The 20,738-nt window shown below is 57.3% G+C and carries 16 protein-coding genes; 8 read left to right on the top strand and 8 right to left on the bottom strand.

From position 1 onward, the window contains the following. Positions 1–8: 8 nt before the first annotated feature. The 7 genes from gloB to MDG893_RS15460 all read left to right on the top strand — a co-directional run bounded on the left by gloB (position 9) and on the right by MDG893_RS15460 (position 9,178). Positions 9–803 (top strand): hydroxyacylglutathione hydrolase, encoded by a 795-nt coding sequence (gene gloB / locus MDG893_RS15490; protein WP_007154756.1) that lies wholly within the window; start codon positions 9–11, stop codon positions 801–803. A 173-nt stretch (positions 804–976) separates the two neighbouring features. After that, positions 977–2,701, top strand: coding sequence for a lytic transglycosylase (locus MDG893_RS15485; protein ID WP_007154755.1), 1,725 nt, complete (start codon positions 977–979; stop codon positions 2,699–2,701). Positions 2,702–2,781: 80 nt separating this feature from the next. After that, the gene (locus tag MDG893_RS15480) at positions 2,782–4,551 is read left to right on the top strand and encodes an extracellular solute-binding protein (protein WP_425268455.1); all 1,770 of its coding nucleotides are present in this window, start codon (positions 2,782–2,784) and stop codon (positions 4,549–4,551) included. Positions 4,552–4,589: 38 nt separating this feature from the next. After that, positions 4,590–5,672 (top strand): microcin C ABC transporter permease YejB, encoded by a 1,083-nt coding sequence (locus MDG893_RS15475; protein ID WP_007154753.1) that lies wholly within the window; start codon positions 4,590–4,592, stop codon positions 5,670–5,672. Between the two features lie 2 nt (positions 5,673–5,674). Beyond that, positions 5,675–6,697, top strand: a complete 1,023-nt coding sequence (locus MDG893_RS15470; protein ID WP_007154752.1) for an ABC transporter permease — start codon at positions 5,675–5,677, stop codon at positions 6,695–6,697. A 1-nt stretch (position 6,698) separates the two neighbouring features. Further along, on the top strand, positions 6,699–8,288 hold the full coding sequence (locus MDG893_RS15465; protein WP_007154751.1) for an ABC transporter ATP-binding protein: 1,590 nt from the start codon (positions 6,699–6,701) through the stop codon (positions 8,286–8,288). Between the two features lie 104 nt (positions 8,289–8,392). Further along, positions 8,393–9,178: an enoyl-ACP reductase FabI gene (locus tag MDG893_RS15460; protein WP_007154750.1), complete on the top strand. Its 786-nt coding sequence runs from the start codon at positions 8,393–8,395 to the stop codon at positions 9,176–9,178. A gap of 46 nt (positions 9,179–9,224) precedes the next feature. Here the strand turns inward: MDG893_RS15460 and MDG893_RS15455 are convergent, their stop codons facing one another. Together MDG893_RS15455 and MDG893_RS15450 are read right to left on the bottom strand one after the other, a co-directional pair. Further along, positions 9,225–9,635 (bottom strand): PilZ domain-containing protein, encoded by a 411-nt coding sequence (locus MDG893_RS15455; protein ID WP_040474672.1) that lies wholly within the window; start codon positions 9,633–9,635, stop codon positions 9,225–9,227. A 29-nt stretch (positions 9,636–9,664) separates the two neighbouring features. After that, entirely contained in the window at positions 9,665–11,488 is a 1,824-nt protein-coding gene (locus tag MDG893_RS15450; protein ID WP_007154748.1) for a DUF1631 family protein, read from the bottom strand. A gap of 124 nt (positions 11,489–11,612) precedes the next feature. Between MDG893_RS15450 and MDG893_RS15445 the strand changes: the two genes are divergently transcribed. Continuing rightward, on the top strand, positions 11,613–12,686 hold the full coding sequence (locus tag MDG893_RS15445; protein ID WP_007154747.1) for a 3-deoxy-7-phosphoheptulonate synthase: 1,074 nt from the start codon (positions 11,613–11,615) through the stop codon (positions 12,684–12,686). Between the two features lie 2 nt (positions 12,687–12,688). Here the strand turns inward: MDG893_RS15445 and cobA are convergent, their stop codons facing one another. The 6 genes from cobA to MDG893_RS15415 form a co-directional block, all read right to left on the bottom strand. Then, positions 12,689–13,528: a uroporphyrinogen-III C-methyltransferase gene (gene cobA, locus MDG893_RS15440; protein WP_007154746.1), complete on the bottom strand. Its 840-nt coding sequence runs from the start codon at positions 13,526–13,528 to the stop codon at positions 12,689–12,691. Next, positions 13,525–14,799 carry a serine--tRNA ligase gene (gene serS / locus MDG893_RS15435; RefSeq protein WP_007154745.1) on the bottom strand — a complete coding sequence of 425 codons (1,275 nt, stop codon included), beginning with the start codon at positions 14,797–14,799 and terminating at the stop codon, positions 13,525–13,527. The genes cobA and serS overlap by 4 nt, the downstream gene beginning before the upstream one ends. Before the next feature lie 90 nt (positions 14,800–14,889). Then, complete coding sequence (locus MDG893_RS15430) at positions 14,890–16,233, bottom strand: replication-associated recombination protein A (protein ID WP_007154744.1); 1,344 nt, start codon at positions 16,231–16,233, stop codon at positions 14,890–14,892. Next, a complete protein-coding gene (gene lolA, locus MDG893_RS15425) occupies positions 16,233–16,889 on the bottom strand; it encodes an outer membrane lipoprotein periplasmic chaperone LolA (RefSeq protein WP_007154743.1) in 657 nt (218 codons plus the stop codon). The genes MDG893_RS15430 and lolA overlap by 1 nt, the downstream gene beginning before the upstream one ends. 12 nt (positions 16,890–16,901) lie before the next feature. Then, complete coding sequence (locus MDG893_RS15420; protein WP_007154742.1) at positions 16,902–19,481, bottom strand: DNA translocase FtsK; 2,580 nt, start codon at positions 19,479–19,481, stop codon at positions 16,902–16,904. A 6-nt stretch (positions 19,482–19,487) separates the two neighbouring features. Then, positions 19,488–20,729 (bottom strand): O-succinylhomoserine sulfhydrylase, encoded by a 1,242-nt coding sequence (locus MDG893_RS15415; RefSeq protein WP_007154741.1) that lies wholly within the window; start codon positions 20,727–20,729, stop codon positions 19,488–19,490. Positions 20,730–20,738 lie beyond the last annotated feature (9 nt).

Here is a 20,738-nt window from a genome sequence, read left to right as displayed (position 1 = left end):
TGGAGCCTATGCTGACCATTAACGCTATTCCAGCCTTCAATGACAACTACATCTGGTGCCTGTCGAACAGTGAGGACCGCAAGGCATTGATCGTGGACCCTGGACAGGCCGAGCCGGTCATCGAGTTCCTGGCAGACAACGGGCTGGAACTGGACACCATACTGGTGACCCATCACCACCCCGATCATGTTGGCGGCGTGAGCAAACTTGCCAAAACAGTACCCGACTGCCGAATCATCGGCCCGGCGAATTCTCCCTTCAAGGGCGCCACCAGTGAAGTGCATCCCGGGGATGAGGTGGTCTGGCAGCACCTCACGTTCGATGTGCTCGGCGTACCCGGACACACACTAGACCATATTGCCTATTACACCGACGTGCATGTCAACGGCCGTCCGGTCCTGTTTTGTGGCGATACCCTCTTTGTATGCGGTTGTGGGCGCCTGTTCGAAGGATCTCCGGAGCAGATGAAACAATCACTGGAAAGCCTGCGGGGTCTGCCAGACGATACTGCCGTATACTGTGCTCACGAGTACACGCTGGCCAACCTGAAATTCGCCCGTCACTGGCTACCGGATGACGAGCCGCTCAGGGAGTTCGAGGCTCACTGCCAGAAACGTCGCGACGATGGTATGCCCACCGTTCCCTCCATCCTCGGTGAGGAAAAGCAACTGAACCCTTTCCTGCGTTGGGACGACGAGGCAGTTGTCGCCGCTGCACGGCAATACGCACAGAAAGCGGGCCTGGCCGTCAAATCAGACAACGACGTTTTCGCAGCTACAAGGCACGGGAAGGATACGTTCTAGGGGATACGCTCAGAGGCGGGTAACAATTTCTATCAATGACGTAACGCGAGTCTTGTTGACCCCCCGAAAAGCCTTCCAATAGAATCCGTGAAACTTTTGTGTCATAACTCATTAAATATGCCGGGATTTCATACAGTTCACCCCGGCGTCGACCAGCCATCGGAAGTAGTCATATGACGGTCTCGCGATTTTCCACCCTGTTTCTCCTTGGCGCACTTGCCAGTGGCTGCAGCGCTCTTGATCCTTTTTCGGATTCTCCATCAAGTGACGTGTTAGCCTCGGAAAAACTGACCGTGGCAGCTGGTGACGATGAGCTTAAGGAAGCGATAGAGTCCTCGCCTGGTGACGACTCAACCGGCCGCGCATCCCGGACGAAGCTCGACGACGCCATCGACCCATCGCTCAAGAAAACGGCCGAAGACGCCAGGGAAAAGCTGGACGAGCCTGACCAACAGATCGCGGAAGAGAATGATGCCACACCGGACCTGTGGCATCGCCTGCGGGCTGGATTCGAGCTGGATCACGATGCCAGCGAGCCCAGGGTCCAGGCGCAACTGAACTGGTACAAAAAGCATCCGCGCTACATTGATCGAGTTGTCGATCGTGGCAGCCGTTACCTGCACTATATTGTTTCCGAAGCCGAGAAACGCGGGCTGCCCACGGAACTGGCCTTGCTGCCCGTGGTGGAGAGTGCCTTCGATCCCTTTGCTTACTCCCACGGCCGTGCTGCCGGCCTGTGGCAGTTCATTCCCTCCACAGGCAAGTATTTTGGTCTGACCCAAAGTTGGTGGCATGACGATCGCCGCGATATCATTGCTGCCACCGATGCCGCACTGACGTACCTTGATAAACTGGCAACACGATTCGACGGCGACTACATGCTGGCACTTGCGGCCTATAACAGTGGTGGCGGCACGGTCTCCAGCGCCATGCGACGCAACCGTAAGCGTAATGAGCCAACGGATTACTGGTCCCTCGACCTGCCTCGCGAGACCCGACATTACGTCCCCAAACTGATTGCCCTGGCTAAAATCTTCGACGATCCACAGGCCTACGGCATTGAACTGCCCCCGCTGGACGACGAGCCCTACTTTGAAGTCGTGGATACCGGTTCGCAGCTTGATCTGGCCCAGGCAGCGGAACTCGCAGGCGTCGATATCGACGAAATCTACCTGCTGAACCCCTCCTATAATCGCTGGGCGACGTCACCGAATGGCCCCCATCGCCTGCTCATCCCCCGCAACCATGCTGAAACCTTCGCCACGGCCCTCAAGGGTATGAATCCGGCGAAGCGCGTATCCTGGCGGAACTACAAGGTGGAATCCGGCGACACCCTGAGCACCATTGCCAGGCGCTATAACACCACACCCTCGGTGATACAGCAGGTCAACAACCTCAACAGCCACATCATTCGCATCGGCCAACGGCTGATGATCCCCTCTGCTGCCGAACAGGCGGGGACCTATTCCCTGAGCGCCAGTGAACGGCTCGCCAGGAAGCAGGAACGGAGCGGCAAGAACGCCAACGGCACCCGGGTTAACTACACGGTCCGCTCCGGGGACACGTTCTGGGATATTGCACGGGAGCATCGAGTGTCCGTCCGCCAACTGGCGTCCTGGAACGGCATGGCACCTGGTGACCCTCTGATGCCCGGCAAGAAACTGGTCATCTGGTCGAAGTCGAAACAACCCGCCATGCTGGCCAGCACCAATCGTGGCAAAGGCATGGTGCGCAAGGTGGGTTATCAAGTCCGCAAAGGCGATTCCCTGTCAACCATCGCCAGCCGGTTTGCGGTGAATGTGAGAGACATCGCAAGCTGGAACGACCTCAACACCTCACGTTATCTTCAGCCTGGGCAAAGTCTGGTACTCTATGTCGACATAAGAAACAGCCCCTGAGTCTGAACCGGAAACGTGCGAGATCTATGACAAGAACACGGAAAGCCTCATCCCTCATCAGTGTTTTTACCGTTACCGCCATGGCTCTTCTCCCATGGCAATCTGCCTCAGCCGAGCCGGACCCACGTCACGGCATCGCCATGCACGGCGCCCCGCAATACACCGAAGGCTTCCCGCATTTTGACTACGTCAATCCTGAGGCCCCCAAAGGCGGCATACTTCGGATGGCCGTGGTGGCCAATGGATTCGACACCTTCAATCCTTTCGTCATTCGCGGTGTCGCCGCGGCGGGCATCAACGCCTACCTTTACGACACCCTTATGGAACCATCGGCGGACGAACCTTTTTCCGCGTATGGGCTGATTGCTGAGTCTATCGAGACCCCGGAAGACCGCAGTTATGTGACCTTTCACCTGCGTGACGAAGCCCGGTTCCACGATGGTGAGTCTATTACCGCAGAAGACGTGAAGTTTTCATTCGATGCCCTGACCACCAAAGGCCACCCTTTCTATCGCAACTATTATGCAGACGTGACCGAGGTAATCGTCGAAGATGAGCAGACTATCCGCTTTGAGTTTGGTGAAACCAACAACCGCGAACTGCCACTGATTCTCGGCCAGCTACCCGTGCTTCCAAGCCATTACTGGGAAAATCGTGAATTTGGTGACAACGGCCTGACACCGCCTGTCGGCAGCGGTCCGTATCGCATTAGCGACTTCGAGGCGGGCCGCTCCATCACCTTCAAACGGGTGAAGGATTACTGGGCCAGGAACATCGGAGTGCGGAAGGGGCGGTATAATTTCGATGAAATTCGCTATGACTACTACAAGGATGACACTGTCGCACTCGAGTCCTTCCGTGCCGGTAATTTCGATTTTCGGGTAGAGTCCTCAGCGAAGAACTGGGCCACCGCCTACACCGGCAACCAGTTCGACTCCGGCAAGGCGAAAACCGAAGCCATAGAGCATGGCCGCCCCGCCGGTATGCAGGCGTTCGCGATGAACACCCGCCGCCAGGTATTCAGCGACCCTCGTGTACGGGAAGCGCTGGCTTACGCGTTTGACTTTGAATGGGCCAACAAAAACCTTTTCTTCGGGCAATACACCCGCACCTCAAGCTACTTCGAAAACAGCGAGCTGGCGTCGTCTGGTCTGCCCGAAGGACGCGAACTGGAGATCCTCGAACCTTACCGCGATCAATTGCCCGAGGATGTTTTCAATGAAGACTATCAGCCCCCTTCGACGGCGGGTAAGAGCGGGCTCCGCGATAACCTCCGTACAGCTCTGACGTTGTTACGTGATGCCGGCTACGAGGTCAGGGATGGCACCATGGTGAAGCGGGAAACTGGTGATCCCCTGGCGTTCGAAATCCTGATCTTTCAGAAAACCTTCGAACGTGTGGTACTGCCCTTCAAGAACAACCTCGAAAGGCTGGGGATTGATGTTTCCGTACGTCTGGTGGATACCAACCAGTACATCCAGCGCCTTCGTGAGTTCGACTACGACATGACGGTCCAGGGTATTGGCCAGTCCGACTCCCCCGGCAATGAGCAGAGGGAATACTGGCATTCCTCCAATGTCGATGTGAAAGGCTCGCGCAACTATATGGGAGTGAACAGTCCGGTGGTTGATGAATTGGTCAACCTGGTGATTCAGGCGCCTACCCGGGAGGAGCTTGTCTACCGTACGCGGGCTCTGGACCGGGTGCTGCTGCATGGACACTACGTGATTCCAAACTGGTACCTGCCCAAGGATCGTATTGCCTACTGGTCGTTCCTGCAGCGGCCGGAAACGGTTCCCAAAAACGGCGTGGACATTAATAACTGGTGGGTAAAAAGCACTGACCAATGACGCAGATCTCTGACACAACCTTGACGGAGTTCCGCTGAATGGGCAGTTATATCCTCAGGCGCCTGGCGCTGATTATCCCCACCCTGCTCGGGATCATGCTGCTCAATTTCGTGATTGTTCAGGCGGCCCCGGGCGGTCCCGTTGAGCAGTTGATCGCGGAAACCGAAGGGCATGGAGGTAGCGCCCTGTCCCGCGCCAGCGGCGGCGGTGGCGGCGAGGTCACCTCGTCCAGTGGTGATAGCCGCGGCTCCCGTGGCCTGCCGGACGAGTTGCTTAAAGAGATTGAGGTCATGTACGGCTTCGACAAGCCGGCTCATGAGCGATTTCTGAAGATGCTTGGCGATTACGCCACCTTTGATTTTGGCGAGTCCTTTTTTCGGGACCGCTCGGTGATCGAACTGATTCTGGACAAGATGCCCGTCTCCATCTCCCTGGGGCTGTGGTCCACCCTCATCATCTACCTCATATCGATACCCCTCGGCATCCGCAAGGCGGTCACCGACGGATCACGATTCGACGTCTGGAGCAGCTCCGCCATCGTTGTGGGCTACGCCATTCCAGGTTTCCTGTTTGCGATACTGTTGATCGTCCTGTTCGCAGGGGGCAGTTATCTGGACTGGTTTCCACTGCGGGGGCTGACGTCGTCCAATTTCGATGAACTGACCTGGTACCAGCAAATTGGAGATTACTTCTGGCACCTCGCGCTGCCCGTTACGGCCAATGTTATCGGTGGCTTTGCCACCCTCACCCTGCTCACCAAGAACTCCTTCCTCGATGAGATCAGCAAGCAGTACGTGGTGACTGCCAGGGCCAAGGGTCTGGAAGAGAAACAGGTGCTTTACGGGCATGTGTTCCGCAACGCCATGCTGATCGTCATTGCCAGCCTTCCCGGCGTGCTTGTGTCGCTGTTCTTCACCGGTTCATTGCTGATTGAAGTGATCTTCTCTCTGGATGGCCTGGGATTACTGGGCTTTGAGGCCGCGTTGAATCGGGATTATCCGGTGATATTCGGTACCCTCTATATCTTCACCTTGATGGGATTGGTGCTGAAGCTGATCAGCGATATCACTTACGTTCTGGTGGACCCCCGCATTGATTTCGAAAGCCGGGAGGGATCGTAGCTATGGTAACGCTCTCTCCTATCCAGAAAAGACGGCTTCGCAACTTCCGCAACAACCGTCGTGGTTTCTGGTCCCTGTGGATATTCCTGGCGCTCTTTGGGCTCTCGCTCATCGCCGAGGTGATCGCAAATGACGTACCACTGGTCGCCTATTACAAAGGGGATGTTTACTTTCCGATCGTGGAGAGTGTACCCGAGGAGACGTTCGGCGGGTTTCTGCCCACCGAAGCCGACTACCGCGATTCGTTTATCGCCGATGAAATCGAGGCAAATGGCTGGATGATCTGGCCTCCCATTCGTTTTAGCTACAACACCACGAACTATAACCTTGAGGTACCATCTCCGGCCCCACCCAGCGCTGAAAACTGGATCGGCACCGATGACCAGGGCCGGGATGTGGCTGCTCGGGTGATTTACGGGTTCCGCATTTCCGTCCTGTTCGGGCTTGTGCTGACCATCCTCAGCTGCATCGTGGGCGTGGTTGTGGGTGCTATCCAGGGCTTCTACGGCGGCAAGGTCGATCTGCTGGGGCAGCGGTTTATCGAGGTCTGGTCCGGGCTTCCAGTGCTCTACCTGCTGATTATCCTGTCCAGTATCGTGCAACCCAATTTCTGGTGGCTGCTGGGCATCATGCTGCTATTCAGTTGGATGGGGCTGGTGGATGTGGTTCGGGCGGAATTCCTGCGCGCCCGTAATTTCGAGTACGTTAAGGCCGCGAGGGCCCTTGGGCTGGGTAACCGCAAGATCATGTTCCGCCATATCCTCCCCAACGCGATGGTGGCCACCCTCACCTTTCTACCGTTCATCCTGACCGGCGCGATTACCGGGCTGACGTCGCTGGACTTCCTGGGGTTTGGCCTGCCGTCCGGGTCACCCTCCCTGGGCGAGCTGATCGCCCAGGGTAAGTCCAACCTCCACGCCCCGTGGCTGGGTATATCGGCGTTTGTTTCCCTATCCATCATGTTGACGCTGCTGGTGTTTGTCGGTGAAGCCGTCCGTGATGCCTTCGATCCGAGAAAGAACTGATATGCCGCAACTGCTGGAAATCCGGGATCTGTCCATTCGTTTTGACGACGCCATTCAGGCGGTGGATCGATTGTCGCTGAGTATCGATAATGGTGAAACCGTCGCCCTGGTTGGAGAGAGCGGCTCCGGGAAATCGGTGTCCGCCCTGTCAATTCTCCGCCTGCTCGACGAACGCCACGCCAGTTATCCCTCAGGTACCATCCTGTTGCGGGGAGAGGACATGTTGAAGGCCAGCCAGAAACGCCTCCGACAGATTCGCGGTCGTCACGTCAGCATGATTTTCCAGGAGCCAATGACCTCGCTCAATCCACTGCACACGGTGGAAAAGCAGATCAGCGAAACCTTGGCATTGCATAAGGGGATGCGTGGTCCACAGGCCCGTGCCCGTTGTGTGGAACTATTGGACCTGGTCGGCATTCCCTCGCCTGAGGAGCGCCTGACAAGCTACCCGCATCAGCTCTCCGGCGGCCAGAAGCAGCGCGTGATGATTGCCATGGCGCTCGCCAACGAGCCGGACCTGCTGATCGCGGACGAGCCGACAACGGCACTCGACGTCACTGTCCAGAAGCAGGTACTGGAATTGTTGAAAGACCTGCAACAAAAGCTGGGCATGGCGATCTTGCTGATCACCCACGACTTGTCCATCGTGCGGCGCTACGCAGACCATGTCGTGGTGATGGAGCAGGGACAACTGATTGAGGAAGCTCCGACAGCGACGCTGTTTGAGGCCCCACAGCATGCTTATACCCGACGCCTGCTTGACGCAGAACCACCGGCCTCGCCGTCGGGCGCCATGGTCGACAACAAGTCGCTGCTGGACGTGAACAACCTAGATGTGCGCTTCGTCACCCGCAAAAGCCTGTTTGGTCGGCCTCAGTCGTGGTTTCAGGCAGTCGACGACGTCAGCTTCTCGCTCAACGAAGGCGAAACCCTGGGTATCGTTGGTGAAAGCGGAAGTGGTAAGACCACGATCGGCCACGCACTGCTTAAGCTCACTTCCAGTCGCGGCAGTATTCGGCTCAGCGGCGAAGAACTCGGTCCGCTCGACCAGAAGCAGTTCCGGCCATGGCGCAGCCGTATTCAGATTGTGTTCCAGGACCCATTCGGTAGCCTCAGCCCGCGGATGTCAGTCGCCGAGATCGTGCGGGAAGGCCTTGAGATACACGCACCGGCAACACCTGAAGAACAGGACCGAAGGGTCATACAGGCGCTCACCGACGTTGGGCTCGACCCACAGGCCCGTCACCGCTACCCCCATGAATTCTCCGGTGGTCAGCGCCAACGCATTGCCATCGCCCGGGCGCTGGTCCTGCAGCCCGAGCTCATCATTCTGGACGAACCCACCTCTGCCCTGGACCGGACCGTGCAAAAGCAGGTGATTAACCTGCTACGGGATCTACAGGACAAATATGGTCTAAGCTATGTGTTTATCAGCCACGATCTGGCCGTGGTCCGGGCGCTGAGCCATAAATTGCTGGTACTGAAGAACGGTCGGGTCGTGGAATACGGCGATGCCGCCGGGATATTCAATACACCAAAGCACGATTACACCCGTGAACTGCTCGGGGCGGCCCTGTTCTATAGCCAATAGTGCGCAATGACAGGCCACGCCCGATCACTACGACCAATTGAGCGTTACCCGCACCGCTGCGGTTCATGGATAATGCCTTAAACTGAAACACAGGGAGAATCGTTATGGGATTACTCAGTGGCAAAAAAGCACTGATTGTCGGCGTTGCAAGCAAACACTCCATCGCTTATGGCATCGCGGAAGCCTTTGCCAAACAGGGCGCCGAGCTGGCATTCACCTACCAGAATGAAAAGCTCAAGTCCCGGGTAGAAAAGTTCGCCGAGGGCTGGGGCAGTTCGCTGATTTTTCCGTGCGATGTCGCCAGCGATGACGAAATAGAAGCTGTGTTCACCGAACTGGGCAAGCACTGGGACGACATCGACATTATTGTTCACTCTGTCGGTTACGCCCCGGCCAACGAGCTGGATGGCAACTATGTGGACGTCACCACCCGGGAAGGCTTCCGCATCGCCCATGACATCAGCTCGTATAGCTTTGTTGCCCTGGCTAAGGCCGGCCGCAAGATGATGCACGAAAACAGCTCCCTGCTGACCCTCAGCTACCTGGGTGCTGAAAAAGTATTGCAGAACTACAACGTCATGGGACTGGCCAAGGCTTCCCTTGAGGCGAACGTTCGCTACATGGCCGGCAGCCTGGGGCGTGATGGTATTCGGGTGAACGCCATTTCCGCGGGGCCAATCAAAACCCTGGCGGCCTCTGGCATCAAGAGTTTCCGCCGTATGCTGGCCGAGAATGCCAGGCGGGCACCGTTACGCCGCAACGTGACGACCGACGAAGTGGGTAACGCCGCGGCCTTCATGTGTTCCGATATGGCCAGCGGCATTACCGGTGAAATCATGTACGTTGACGCCGGCTTCAACATTACCGGCATGGGCGAGTTGGAGGACTGAACCTCCCGGTATTCCCGGCACGGTTTTCGGGCCTTGCCGGGGTAACTTACCCCTCAGACATGGCCTTTGCGACGGCTTCCACCCACTCCAGATAGGATGTGTCATCAGACTCCAGTATCTGAAGCCCCACCAACCAACTGTTTTCAGTGTTCGCACGACACCAGACAACCTCCACCATCAGACCAAACGGTTCATTGTCATCCTCCAGACTGACCCAAACGGGTAACAATGCACCTCGGGTTATCGGTTCTGCGGTCGTCAACCGAATTCCGCGGGCAGAGACATCGCTGGTGCGTGATATCAGAGACCGCCCGGACGGCTCACCCTCGGCATCCGGAATCGGTGACTCCAGCTCCAGGGTCACACTTGCGCTCGCCGCCAGTCGGTACTCGGAACGATTATCCCCGGATTCCGGAGCATCTTCGTAGTCGCCAAAACTGTAATCGATATCGCTCATGATCATCTATCCGATAGTGTTTTATCCGGTCAGTTTCGGCCAACCCTGATACGGCCAACCACCCGTGACAAAGCGTCATCAAACTCTGCCGAGCTACCAAGTACGCGTACTCGCCCCCTCACCACGAGATCCACGAGTTCATCCATCAGGAATTCCCGGCGATTAAGCCCCAGTCGGTCCACAAACACCAACTTCCGGGAGGCGTTGATCCGTACGGCCAGCTTCAGGCGAACGGCATCCGTACCCTCACCGGTACTTTCCTCGACGATCCAACCGCCCAGTTTGATGCCTACCACCAACTCCCTCGCAGCGGTTTCCTGCTCTCGTGACAGGCGCTGCTGCTCGGCTTCTTCATCAGCGATGCGTCGATCTTCCGCCTCTTTCTTCTGCCGCGCGAGTTCGGCCTGCCTGGCAGCTTCCTCCTGCTGGCGCAATTGTTCCGCTTCCGCCTTTTGCCGACGCAAGGATTCTGCCCGGGCTCTCAACTCCCTGGCGGCTTCTTCCCTCTGCAACGTCTGGCGCTCAAGCACCACCGATAGCGAGGTAATGGTTTCAGCCAGCACCTGCCCGAAGGGGGTCAGTGGTGGTAATGGTCTCAGGGTGCCGCTATCGAGAGCCGTGGAGAACCTTGGCCAGGGCATCAGCCCCAGCTTGACACCAGCGCCGTTGGTCCAAAGCACTTCGCAGGTATCCGGTAGCAGAGCAAAGAAATACCGACGTCGCTCCGCAGCGCCCTCGCCTTCCACAAACCACTTTCCCAGCAACGGCTCAACCGCGGATTCGGACGGTGAGGAAAACGACAGCCAGGAGGGATCCCACGAGAATCGGTCGTCTTCAGGCAACGCGGAAATCAACTCGGGTGTTTCACCCCTCAGACGATCCACCATAACCGACTGAACACCCTGCAGAGCTGAGTCATCCAACGGCTTGCCATTGACACGGTTCCAGACGTCGCTGATCCGGTCACCAATTTGCTCCCCCACCGTGTAAAGGCGGTTCCTGTCCTTGTCGGAAAGCGCCGGATCACCAATCCAGACCAGCCATTCCAATAGCTTGCTGGCATGCCGCCAGTTGTCGCCCTCGGTGCCTTCCTGCCAGACGATCTGTTTGATCAGGGCAAACCAGTGATCAAAGACAAACCGGACCACGGCTTGCGGAAGTTGGCGATTCTGGAGGGCCCGGCCCACCAGCGCCCTCGCCGTCTGTTCCGCTTTCCTTTGTCGGGAAGCCCCCTGTTCCGTTTCCAGTAGCCGCTGACGTAAACGCTCATTCTGCTGTTCACGCTTTCCGGCATCCTCTTCCCATTGACGGCAGAACTCGATAACCGGCCCGACGTCCCCGGAGTCAAAACAGCCGGAAACCGCTATGGTCAGTGCATCCAACTGGTCCAGGAGCGCTCTGCCTGATCGCCCGCCGGAACCACTCCATCCCCTGCAATCCTGCAAACTGTCAAGCCAGCGCACCATGGTATCGTTCAGCGCTTCGGCTCCCTCAAGGTTCATTCGCCAGGCGAGAAAGAACCGAAGGCGGGCAATTCTTAGGGCCAGTTCGGGATGGAGACCGCTGGTCCTGAGAAACACATCCATGATTCGGTCCGCCACATAGGCGGAATTGATCTGTCTGACCGACCAGGTCAGGGATACCGAGCGGATAACACGGGTCACGGGCTCATCGCGCTGCTCCGTCCAGCAGGACAACAACAATGGGCGCCAGTCACTGGCTGCGTCTGCAGTAACTTTTCCCGCAGGATAGGGAAGATCGGGTACACGAATGCCTGAAAGCACGTCCCCAATCCTCTTTACCACCTGTTTCCGGGACAGTACTTTGCGCTTTTTCTGCGTGCTCTGCTGCATCCGTTCCCCGCGCGTCAGAAGCGTTGAAAAGGTTCATCAAATAACGCAGTATAACCAACTCGCCGGGGTTTACCGCAACCAAGCGCCGGCCAGTCATGTTTTATGCGACGGGGATAACAACAGAATGTCGGGCACCAAACTAGAGAATCTGAATGTGGCGAGTCAGGAACCTTTGATTACCCCTGAAGCGCTCAAGCAGGAGATGCCGCTTTCCGGCAAGGCCGCGGAAACCGTGGAAAAAGGCCGACAGGCCATCTATGACATCATGGACGGCAAGGACCATCGCCTGTTTGTGGTTGTGGGCCCCTGCTCCATTCATGATGTCGAAGCTGCCCGGGAATACGCCGCCAGGCTGAAGAAGCTGGCAGACGAAGTCAGCGACACCCTGCTGATCGTGATGCGGGTGTATTTCGAGAAGCCACGCACGACCGTTGGCTGGAAAGGATTAATTAACGACCCGCACCTCAACGACACCTTCGACATTGAACAGGGCCTGCACATTGGCCGTCGCCTGCTCCTGGATATCTCCGAACTGGGACTGCCCACCGCGACGGAAGCACTGGATCCTATCTCTCCGCAATACCTGCAGGACACGATTTCCTGGTCCGCCATTGGTGCGCGCACCACAGAGTCTCAGACCCACCGGGAAATGAGCAGCGGCCTGTCCATGGCTATTGGCTTCAAGAACGGTACCGATGGCAGCCTGGACGTTGCGGTTAACGCCATGAAGTCTGTTTCACATCCCCACAGCTTCCTGGGCATTGACCAGCAGGGCAAGGTCGCAGTCATCCGTACCCGGGGCAACAATTACGGTCACGTGGTTCTTCGTGGCGGCGGTGGCAAGCCTAACTACGACTCGGTCAGCGTTGCCCTGTGTGAGCAGGCGCTGGAAAAATCCAAGCTCCGCCAGTCGATCATGGTTGATTGTAGCCACGCCAATTCCAGCAAGGATCCGGCCATACAGCCACTGGTGTTGCAGGACATTACCCACCAGATCGTTGAGGGCAACCAGTCCATCCAAGGTTTGATGGTGGAAAGCAACCTGAACTGGGGCAATCAGTCAATTCCTGAAAACCTGGCTGATCTTAAATACGGTGTGTCCGTGACCGACGCCTGTATTGACTGGGAGACCACTGAAAAAGCTCTGCGCGATATGCGCGAAAAACTGAAGGACGTTCTGCCGAAGCGTCGGGGCTGATTTCAGCCCCCGACCCAGTCGAGCCTGCTTCTCAAGGTCACAACGTTGCCGATGATGACCAACGTGGGAGCGGGCACGGCATTCTTCTCCACCCTTTCCACGATGTTTGTCAGGTCCCCCGTCACAACCTGCTGGTGGGGCGTTGTTCCCCTTGAAACGAGCGCCACCGGCATCTCCGGAGACATACCGTGGGCAACCAGTTGCCGGCAGATAATCGGAAGCCCGACCAGGCCCATGTAGAACACCAGGGTCTGGTTGTTTTGCACGAAATCCTTCCAGGGCAGGTCGCAGGTGTCATTCTTCAGGTGGCCGGTGACAAACCGAACTGATTGTGCGTGGTCCCTGTGCGTGAGCGGAATACCAGCGTAGGCCGCGCATCCAGAAGCGGCGGTAATCCCCGGCACCACCTGGAAGCGCACACCGGCCGCCGCAAGGGTTTCAATCTCCTCACCGCCACGACCAAATATAAAGGGATCACCACCCTTGAGGCGCACCACTTTGCGTCCCTCGCGGGCGAGCTCCACCAAACGGCTGTTGATCTGATCCTGTGGCAAAGTGTGGTTAGCACGTTGCTTGCCCACATGAATGCGCTCGGCGGATTCAGGAATAAGCGACAGAATTTCTGGCGACACCAGGCGATCGTACAATACCACTTCCGCTGACTGGATCAGGCGCCACGCCTTCAACGTCAGTAATTCCGGATCACCAGGGCCGGCACCAACCAGTGCGACCTCTCCTTTGGAGCTATTCGGGTTTTCCGTTACCGGGTTTCTGTGGTACCGAACTGGTGCAGGCTTTGCACCAACGCCCTTCCATGGTGCATCGTCGAGTCTGTCACTCATTGTATTCTGTCTACGCCTCCCATATACGGTTTCAGGACCTCGGGAACCAGAATGCTGCCGTCTGCCTGTTGATAGTTCTCCATCACCGCAATCAGTGCGCGGCCAACGGCAAGTCCGGAACCGTTCAGCGTATGAACGGGTTCCGGCTTATTGGTTTCCGGGTTACGCCAGCGTGCATGCATGCGCCGTGCCTGAAAATCCCGTGCGTTGGAACAAGAGGATATTTCGCGATATTTGTCCTGGCCCGGCAACCAAACTTCGATGTCATAGGTGCGGGCGGCCGCAAACCCCATGTCGCCGCCGCAGAGGTCAACCAGGCGATACGGTAGCTCGAGGAGCTGAAGTACTTTTTCGGCGTGCCCGGTCAGAGCCTCGAGCGCTGCTTCGGAATCCTCCGGCCGAACCACCTGCACCAGTTCCACCTTGTCAAACTGGTGCTGGCGGATCATACCGCGGGTATCACGGCCGTAAGAGCCCGCTTCGCTGCGGAAGCAGGGGGTGTGGCAAACCAGCTTCAGGGGCAGTTCTGCCGCATCGAGAATGGTGTTGCTAACCAGGTTGGTAGCCGGAACCTCTGCCGTGGGAATCAGATATAGAGGCTTCTCCCCGTCCATGCGGAAAAGATCTTCCTCGAACTTGGGAAGCTGGCCTGTGCCAAAGAGCGTGTCGGCGTTAACCAGATACGGCACGTAGGCCTCAGTATACGCATGCTCGTCGGTGTGAAGGTTGATCATGAATTGGGCAAGCGCCCGATGCAAGCGGGCAACCGGGCCGCGCATCACCGCGAAACGGGAATGAGCCAGTCGAGTGGCGGTCTCGAAGTCCAGGCCACCAAGCGCTTCACCCAGTGCAACGTGGTCCTTTGGCTCGAAATCAAAGTGTTTTGGGGTGCCCCAGCGACGAACCTCAACGTTATCGTCTTCGCTTTCCCCGGCCGGCACGGTGTCGTCGGGCAGGTTCGGTATGCTGGCGAGGAAGTGGTTCAACTCCTCCTGTAATACCCGTAACTCGTCTTCCGCTTCTGACTTCTGTTTCTTCAGGTCTTCCACTTCGTCCAGCAACGGTTGAATGTCTTCACCGGCCGCCTTGGCCTTACCAATGGATTTGGACCGGCGGTTCTGCTCGCCCTGCAGAGTTTCCGTTTTCACCTGGATCGCGCGACGACGTTCCTCGAGCTGATCGAAAGTGGCTTTGTCAAAGGTGTACCCCTTGATGGCAAGGCGACGGGCGATCTCTTCAGTCTGGGTGCGGACACGTTTGGGATCGAGCATGATTATCCTGTTTCTGTTGTTCACGATTGACTGGGCATTATACCTGCGCGGCCGGCTATGACCACAGCGGGCGGAAGCGGGTAAGGGTTTTCAGCGTTGCGGGTAACGCTTGCGGGCGCTGTTGCGGTTCCAATCGTCGAGCCGATCACGTTTTTCGGCGAGTTTGATTTCCAGGCCACGATGGACCGGCTCATAGTAACGGCGCTGGTGAATAGACTCGGGAAGATAGGATTCCCCGGCCGCGAACGCCTCCGGCTCGTCATGGGCATAGCGGTATTCATCGCCATGCCCCATGGACTTCAACAGTTTGGTGGGGGCATTACGCAGGTGAACGGGCACCTCGTAATCAGGGTCATTGCGGATATCGGCCATACACTGGTTGAAGGCGGAATATACCGCGTTGCTCTTGGGAGAAAGGGCAAGATAGGTGACTGCCTGGGCAAGCGCCAGCTCACCCTCGGGGGAACCCAATCGCTCCTGGGCCTCCCAGGCGTCCATGGCAATCTGCAGCGCCCTCGGGTCGGCATTGCCTATGTCCTCGCTGGCAATCCGCGCCAGGCGCCGGGCCACGTACAACGGGTCACAACCTCCATCCAGCATGCGACATAGCCAGTACAGCGAGCCATCGGGGTCGGAGCCCCGCACGGACTTGTGAAGTGCCGATATCTGGTCGTAGAAAACATCGCCACCTTTATCGAAACGCCTCAGACTGGTTTGCAGCACCTGTTCCAGATGATCAGACGTAATTCTGGCGGCACCGTCTTCATCGGGCTCGGCAAGATCCGTTGCCACTTCCAGAATATTCAGTGCACGTCGGGCATCGCCACCCGACGCGGTTGCCATCAACTCCAGGACACTCTTTTCCACGGTGAATCGCCCTGCCAACCCCTCCGGCGCGGACAGTGACCGCTCAAGCAGTTCCAGAATGTCGGTTTCTTCAAGGTTCTTCAGTACGTAGACGCGAGTCCGGGACAGCAGCGCACTGTTCAGTTCAAAAGAAGGGTTCTCGGTGGTGGCGCCGACAAAGATGAAGGTGCCGTCTTCAATGTGGGGAAGAAACGCGTCCTGCTGGCTTTTATTGAAGCGGTGAACTTCATCGACAAACAGCAGGGTATCACGCCCTTCGCTGCGCTTGCGCTCTTTCGCCCGCTCCACAATAAGGCGGATATCCTTTACACCACTGAGAACCGCCGAAACGGTCTCAAAGCTCAGATCACTGAGATTGGCAAGCAGACGGGCAAAGGTGGTCTTACCAACCCCCGGAGGCCCCCACAGGATCATGGAATGGAGCTGTCCCTGCTCAACCGCCCTACGGAGCGGCTTGCCCTCGCCTACCAGGTGCGACTGGCCGACGTATTCGTCAAGGCTCGCCGGCCGCATTCGCGCAGCCAGCGGGCGAAAACCCTGCTGTTCCGCGAACAGGCTATCCTGCATCAGGCCCCGTCCCGGATCACATCCACGCTGTCAGGGTAATTCAGGGTAAACGCATTGTCCTCTACCGGGGCGTTCAGGCGAATGTCCTCAAAACTGAGAACGCTAAGCTGCGCCAGTGAATCCCGCATGCGCATTTCCTGCAGCTCACCGTTATAGAAGGTCAGCCTCAGAGATACGAACAGGGAATCCTCGCTTCGCGGTTCCAGGGTAAACTCACGGGTATTCTCTCCAGGCGAGCGGGAAGACACGCGATAGGTCTCATTGAGGTTATCAACCTCGCCACTCAAAAGAAGCGCTGGTGTGGTCTGAACACGCTCATCCAGATTGTGGATGGTGACTTGCTCCAGGTCCGGATCGTAGACCTCCACAGTGTCGCCGTTACTAACGACGAACTGAGAATGGGGTTCACGAGTTTCCCAATAGAACAGCCCTGGACGCTTGGCCTTCAGGGAACCCCGGCTCTCCTGAACGCGATTGCCGTTTTCATTAACCACGATCTGAATAAAGTCGGACTGGAAGGATTCGTAATTCTTGAGCAACGCAGACAGGTCCGCTGCGGCCTTTGCACTGGCATCTTCCGCCATGGCCGGCGTGATCACCGATATCAGGGCGGAAAACGCGGTAATCAACCAAAGGGCTTTTGTTGAAACTCTCATGAATCGCTACTCCTAATCTCTCGGTGGCGGTGGTGCCAGAACTTCCCGGGCGCCGTTGTGCCCGGCTGCGCTGACCACACCGGATGCTTCCATGGCGTCGACCAGGTTGGCAGCCCGGTTATAGCCGATCTTGAATTTACGTTGTACGGATGAAATTGATACTCGCCTGCCCTCAGTGACAAAGGCTACGGCCTCGTCGAACAGAGCATCCCCTTCGCTGTCGCCCCCGCCTTCGCTGAGGTTAGGCACACCGGGCAAGCTCTCACCTTCGGCGCCGTTCAGTACGTCGTCCACATAAACAGGCTCTCCTCGAGCCTTCCACGCACTGACCACCCGGTGGACTTCGTCATCGTCCACGAAGGCACCATGAACCCTCACCGGCAGTCCGGAGCCCGGGGGCAGGTACAGCATGTCACCATGCCCCAACAACTGCTCCGCCCCACCCTGATCCAGTACCGTGCGAGAATCGATCTTGGACGACACCTGGAACGACATCCGCGTGGGAATGTTGGCCTTGATCAGACCAGTGATAACGTCCACAGACGGCCGCTGAGTCGCGAGTACAAGGTGGATGCCAGCGGCACGAGCTTTCTGGGCAATCCGGGCAATCAGTTCCTCAACTTTTTTGCCAACGATCATCATCATGTCGGCAAATTCGTCGATAACCACCACGATGAACGGCAGGGTTTCCAGCTCCGGGCGTTCCTGCTCATCATTCGCCAGGTACTCATCCGGTTTCCAGGTTGGATCCAATAACGGTTCCCCTGCCGCGGCCGCATCCTTTACCTTGCGGTTGTAGCCGGCCAGATTACGAACCCCCAGGCTGGCCAACAATCGGTAGCGACGCTCCATCTCGGCCACGCACCAACGCAATGCGTTGGCGGCGTCCTTCATGTCGGTAACCACCGGCGCAAGCAGGTGTGGAATGCCATCATAGATGCTCAGTTCCAGCATCTTCGGGTCTACCATGATAAAGCGGACTTCTTCCGGCGTGGCCTTGAGAAGCATACTCAGGATCATGGCGTTCACACCCACCGATTTACCGGAACCGGTGGTGCCGGCTACCAGCAGGTGCGGCATCTTCGCCAGATTGGCCACCATCGGATTGCCACCGATGTCATTGCCCAACGCCAGGGTCAAGGCAGACGACGAGTCCTGGAACACCCGGGCGTTCAACACCTCACTGAGCCGGACCATTTCCCGCTCTTCGTTCGGTATTTCTATTCCCACCACGGACTTGCCCGGAATCACTTCAACCACGCGAACACTGAGAACGGCCAGGGAACGGGCAAGGTCCTTCGCCAGGTTGGAAATCTTGCTGACCTTGACCCCGGGCGCGGGTTTTATTTCAAACCGGGTAATAACCGGCCCGGGGTTGACCTCGACCACTTCCACAGAAACGCCGAAATCCGCGAGCTTTTCTTCCAGCAGGCGCGACATGTGTTGAAGCGATTCCTCGGAATAGCCCCTTTCCTTATGTTCCTCCGGCGGGTCCAGCAGGGTAATGGGCGGAATCGTGCTTTCAATGTCTTCCAGCAACGACGCCTGCTTGCTCTTGGCGCCATTGGTGTTGCCGGCTGATTGGTCATCCCGCTTGAACGGCGAGATCTTCAGGGATTTCCCGGGCGGTTTTGAATTCCCCTTTGCTGATGGTTTAGCCACCGGCGTCGTGTCGTCATGGGAACTGAAGCTTTCCAGGCGCGCGGGTTCGGCATCATCTGTTGGCACGACTCCTTCCAGGCCCGGTTCTTTTCGCTCTGGGCGTGATGCAGCCGGCTTGATCTTTTCGGCACGCGGACCCAAGCCCAACAAGCGCCGCCACCAGGAGTTGCCTGCCGCCGACGTTTTTTGGCTTGCCACCCGGTCACGCACCGTGGGCGGTTCCGGTGGTTTCTTCGCGGGTTCGGCGGCAGCCGGGGTTTTTGCCACTGGTTTAGGCTTTTCCTTGCCGGAAGAGGAAAACAGGTTTTTGATGCCATTTCCGATACGGAGCGTCAGATTGCCGACCTGATCCATCAACCAGAACCAGGACATCCCCGTACTGACCGTCAGTGCAAACAGGAAAATCGCAATGAGCAATAGCGTTGTCGCTGGCAGGTTGAAAAAGCGCACCATGGCCTCAGACACTGCGGAGCCCAGCACACCGCCAGACGTTACCCCAAGACCGAACACAGAATAGAGCGACAACAGGCTGGTAGCCGACAGCAGGATCAACAGGAAACCGCCAAAACGCAGCAGGAACAGCGGCATATGCATGTCGATAGGATCATTGCGGCGGCGTATCAGCATCAACGCGTAGCCGGCGATCATTACGGGAAACAGAAAGGCGACGTGGCCGAAAAAGTCACGCAGTAAACTGGCCAACCAGGCCCCCGTTCGGCCCGCGTAATTCTGCACACTGGTGTCGTGGCCGATGCTGGCCCAGCCTGGATCCGAAGGGCTGAAGGTAACCAACGCCATTCCCAGGTAAATGCACAGTGCAATCAGGGCAATCACCGCACCTTCCCTGGCCCCCTGGGCCAGGAAGCGACGGAACCGCTCCTGTTTTTCGGTCAACTCACCGGATTTTTTCGCTTTTACGCTCTCAGCCATGAATGCTCAGACAGTTCCCTGACGGTAATTTTCAAGAGCCTCAAACCCGCGTTGCAGATCGGTCTTGAGATCCTCAATGGCTTCAATACCCACCGAAACCCTTACCAGATTTTCGGTAATGCCCGCCTGTTGCTTGTCTTCGGGAGACAGGCGGCCGTGTGTGGTTGTAGCCGGATGGGTAATCGTGGTTTTAACGTCACCAAGATTGGCAGTAATGGAGATCATTCGGGTCGCGTCGATGAACGCCCACGCTTCTTCCCGACCACCTTTGACGGTAAAGGAAAGGACACCACCAAACCCGCTTTGCTGACGCTTCGCCAACTCATGCTGTGGATGATCGGGCAAACCGGCATAAAATACCTGGTCCACATCGCCCTGCCCTCTAAGCCACGTTGCCAACTCTAACGCATTGTCACAATGGGCGCGCATACGGATTGGTAAGGTTTCCAGGCCCTTGAGGAAAACCCATGCGTTAAATGGGCTCAGGGTGGGACCGGCAGAACGAAGGAAGCCGTAAACCTCCTCCATCAGTTTGTTGGGACCAACAACGACACCACCAACACATCGGCCCTGCCCATCCAGATATTTGGTGGCAGAGTGAATGATGATATCGGCGCCATGCTCAAATGGGCGTTGCAGCACGGGTGTACAGAAACAGTTATCCACGACGAACAAGGCGTCATTTGCTCGGGCCAACCCGCACAATGCCTCCATATCAGCGACTTCGCACAACGGGTTCGTTGGCGTTTCGATGAAAAGCATCCGGGTTTCAGGGCGCACCGCAGACTGCCATTGCGACATATCCGTCAGGCCTACAAAGGTAGTGTCCACACCGAACTTCGCCAGATACTTCTGGAATAGGACATTGGTGGTACCAAACACACCTCGCGAGCAAATCACGTGATCACCCGCTTTCAACAGCGCCATACAGGTCGCCAGGATGGCCGCCATGCCGGACGACGTCGCGACTGCACGCTCACCGCCTTCCATCGCCGCAATACGAGATTCAAAGGCCTGCACTGTGGGATTGGTAAAGCGGGAATAGATATTGCCAGGCTCCTCACCACCAAACCGAGCTGCTGCCTGTGCGGCACTGCCGTAGACGAAACTCGACGTTGGGAAAATCGCGTCGCTGTGTTCCAGTTGGCCAGTGCGAATCTGACCGGCACGAACCGCGAGGGTGTCCACCGACATGCCCTCAAGATCCGACTCGGGGATCAGAACATGCTCTTCGCGGCGATAGGTCATGACAAACTC

This window comes from Marinobacter algicola DG893, from assembly GCF_000170835.1.
GTDB lineage: Bacteria > Pseudomonadota > Gammaproteobacteria > Pseudomonadales > Oleiphilaceae > Marinobacter > Marinobacter algicola.
This window is presented reverse-complemented; position numbering and strand designations above follow the sequence as displayed.

What these genes read in the sequence shown, in the direction of transcription:
- gloB (WP_007154756.1), top strand. Translation starts at nt 9, where the DNA reads ATGCTGACCATTAACGCTATTCCAGCCTTCAATGACAACTACATCTGG.
- MDG893_RS15485 (WP_007154755.1), top strand. Translation starts at nt 977, where the DNA reads ATGACGGTCTCGCGATTTTCCACCCTGTTTCTCCTTGGCGCACTTGCC.
- MDG893_RS15480 (WP_425268455.1), top strand. Translation starts at nt 2,782, where the DNA reads ATGGCTCTTCTCCCATGGCAATCTGCCTCAGCCGAGCCGGACCCACGT.
- MDG893_RS15475 (WP_007154753.1), top strand. Translation starts at nt 4,590, where the DNA reads ATGGGCAGTTATATCCTCAGGCGCCTGGCGCTGATTATCCCCACCCTG.
- MDG893_RS15470 (WP_007154752.1), top strand. Translation starts at nt 5,675, where the DNA reads ATGGTAACGCTCTCTCCTATCCAGAAAAGACGGCTTCGCAACTTCCGC.
- MDG893_RS15465 (WP_007154751.1), top strand. Translation starts at nt 6,699, where the DNA reads ATGCCGCAACTGCTGGAAATCCGGGATCTGTCCATTCGTTTTGACGAC.
- MDG893_RS15460 (WP_007154750.1), top strand. Translation starts at nt 8,393, where the DNA reads ATGGGATTACTCAGTGGCAAAAAAGCACTGATTGTCGGCGTTGCAAGC.
- MDG893_RS15455 (WP_040474672.1), bottom strand. Translation starts at nt 9,635, where the DNA reads ATGAGCGATATCGATTACAGTTTTGGCGACTACGAAGATGCTCCGGAA.
- MDG893_RS15450 (WP_007154748.1), bottom strand. Translation starts at nt 11,488, where the DNA reads ATGCAGCAGAGCACGCAGAAAAAGCGCAAAGTACTGTCCCGGAAACAG.
- MDG893_RS15445 (WP_007154747.1), top strand. Translation starts at nt 11,613, where the DNA reads ATGTCGGGCACCAAACTAGAGAATCTGAATGTGGCGAGTCAGGAACCT.
- cobA (WP_007154746.1), bottom strand. Translation starts at nt 13,528, where the DNA reads ATGAGTGACAGACTCGACGATGCACCATGGAAGGGCGTTGGTGCAAAG.
- serS (WP_007154745.1), bottom strand. Translation starts at nt 14,799, where the DNA reads ATGCTCGATCCCAAACGTGTCCGCACCCAGACTGAAGAGATCGCCCGT.
- MDG893_RS15430 (WP_007154744.1), bottom strand. Translation starts at nt 16,233, where the DNA reads ATGCAGGATAGCCTGTTCGCGGAACAGCAGGGTTTTCGCCCGCTGGCT.
- lolA (WP_007154743.1), bottom strand. Translation starts at nt 16,889, where the DNA reads ATGAGAGTTTCAACAAAAGCCCTTTGGTTGATTACCGCGTTTTCCGCC.
- MDG893_RS15420 (WP_007154742.1), bottom strand. Translation starts at nt 19,481, where the DNA reads ATGGCTGAGAGCGTAAAAGCGAAAAAATCCGGTGAGTTGACCGAAAAA.
- MDG893_RS15415 (WP_007154741.1), bottom strand. Translation starts at nt 20,729, where the DNA reads ATGACCTATCGCCGCGAAGAGCATGTTCTGATCCCCGAGTCGGATCTT.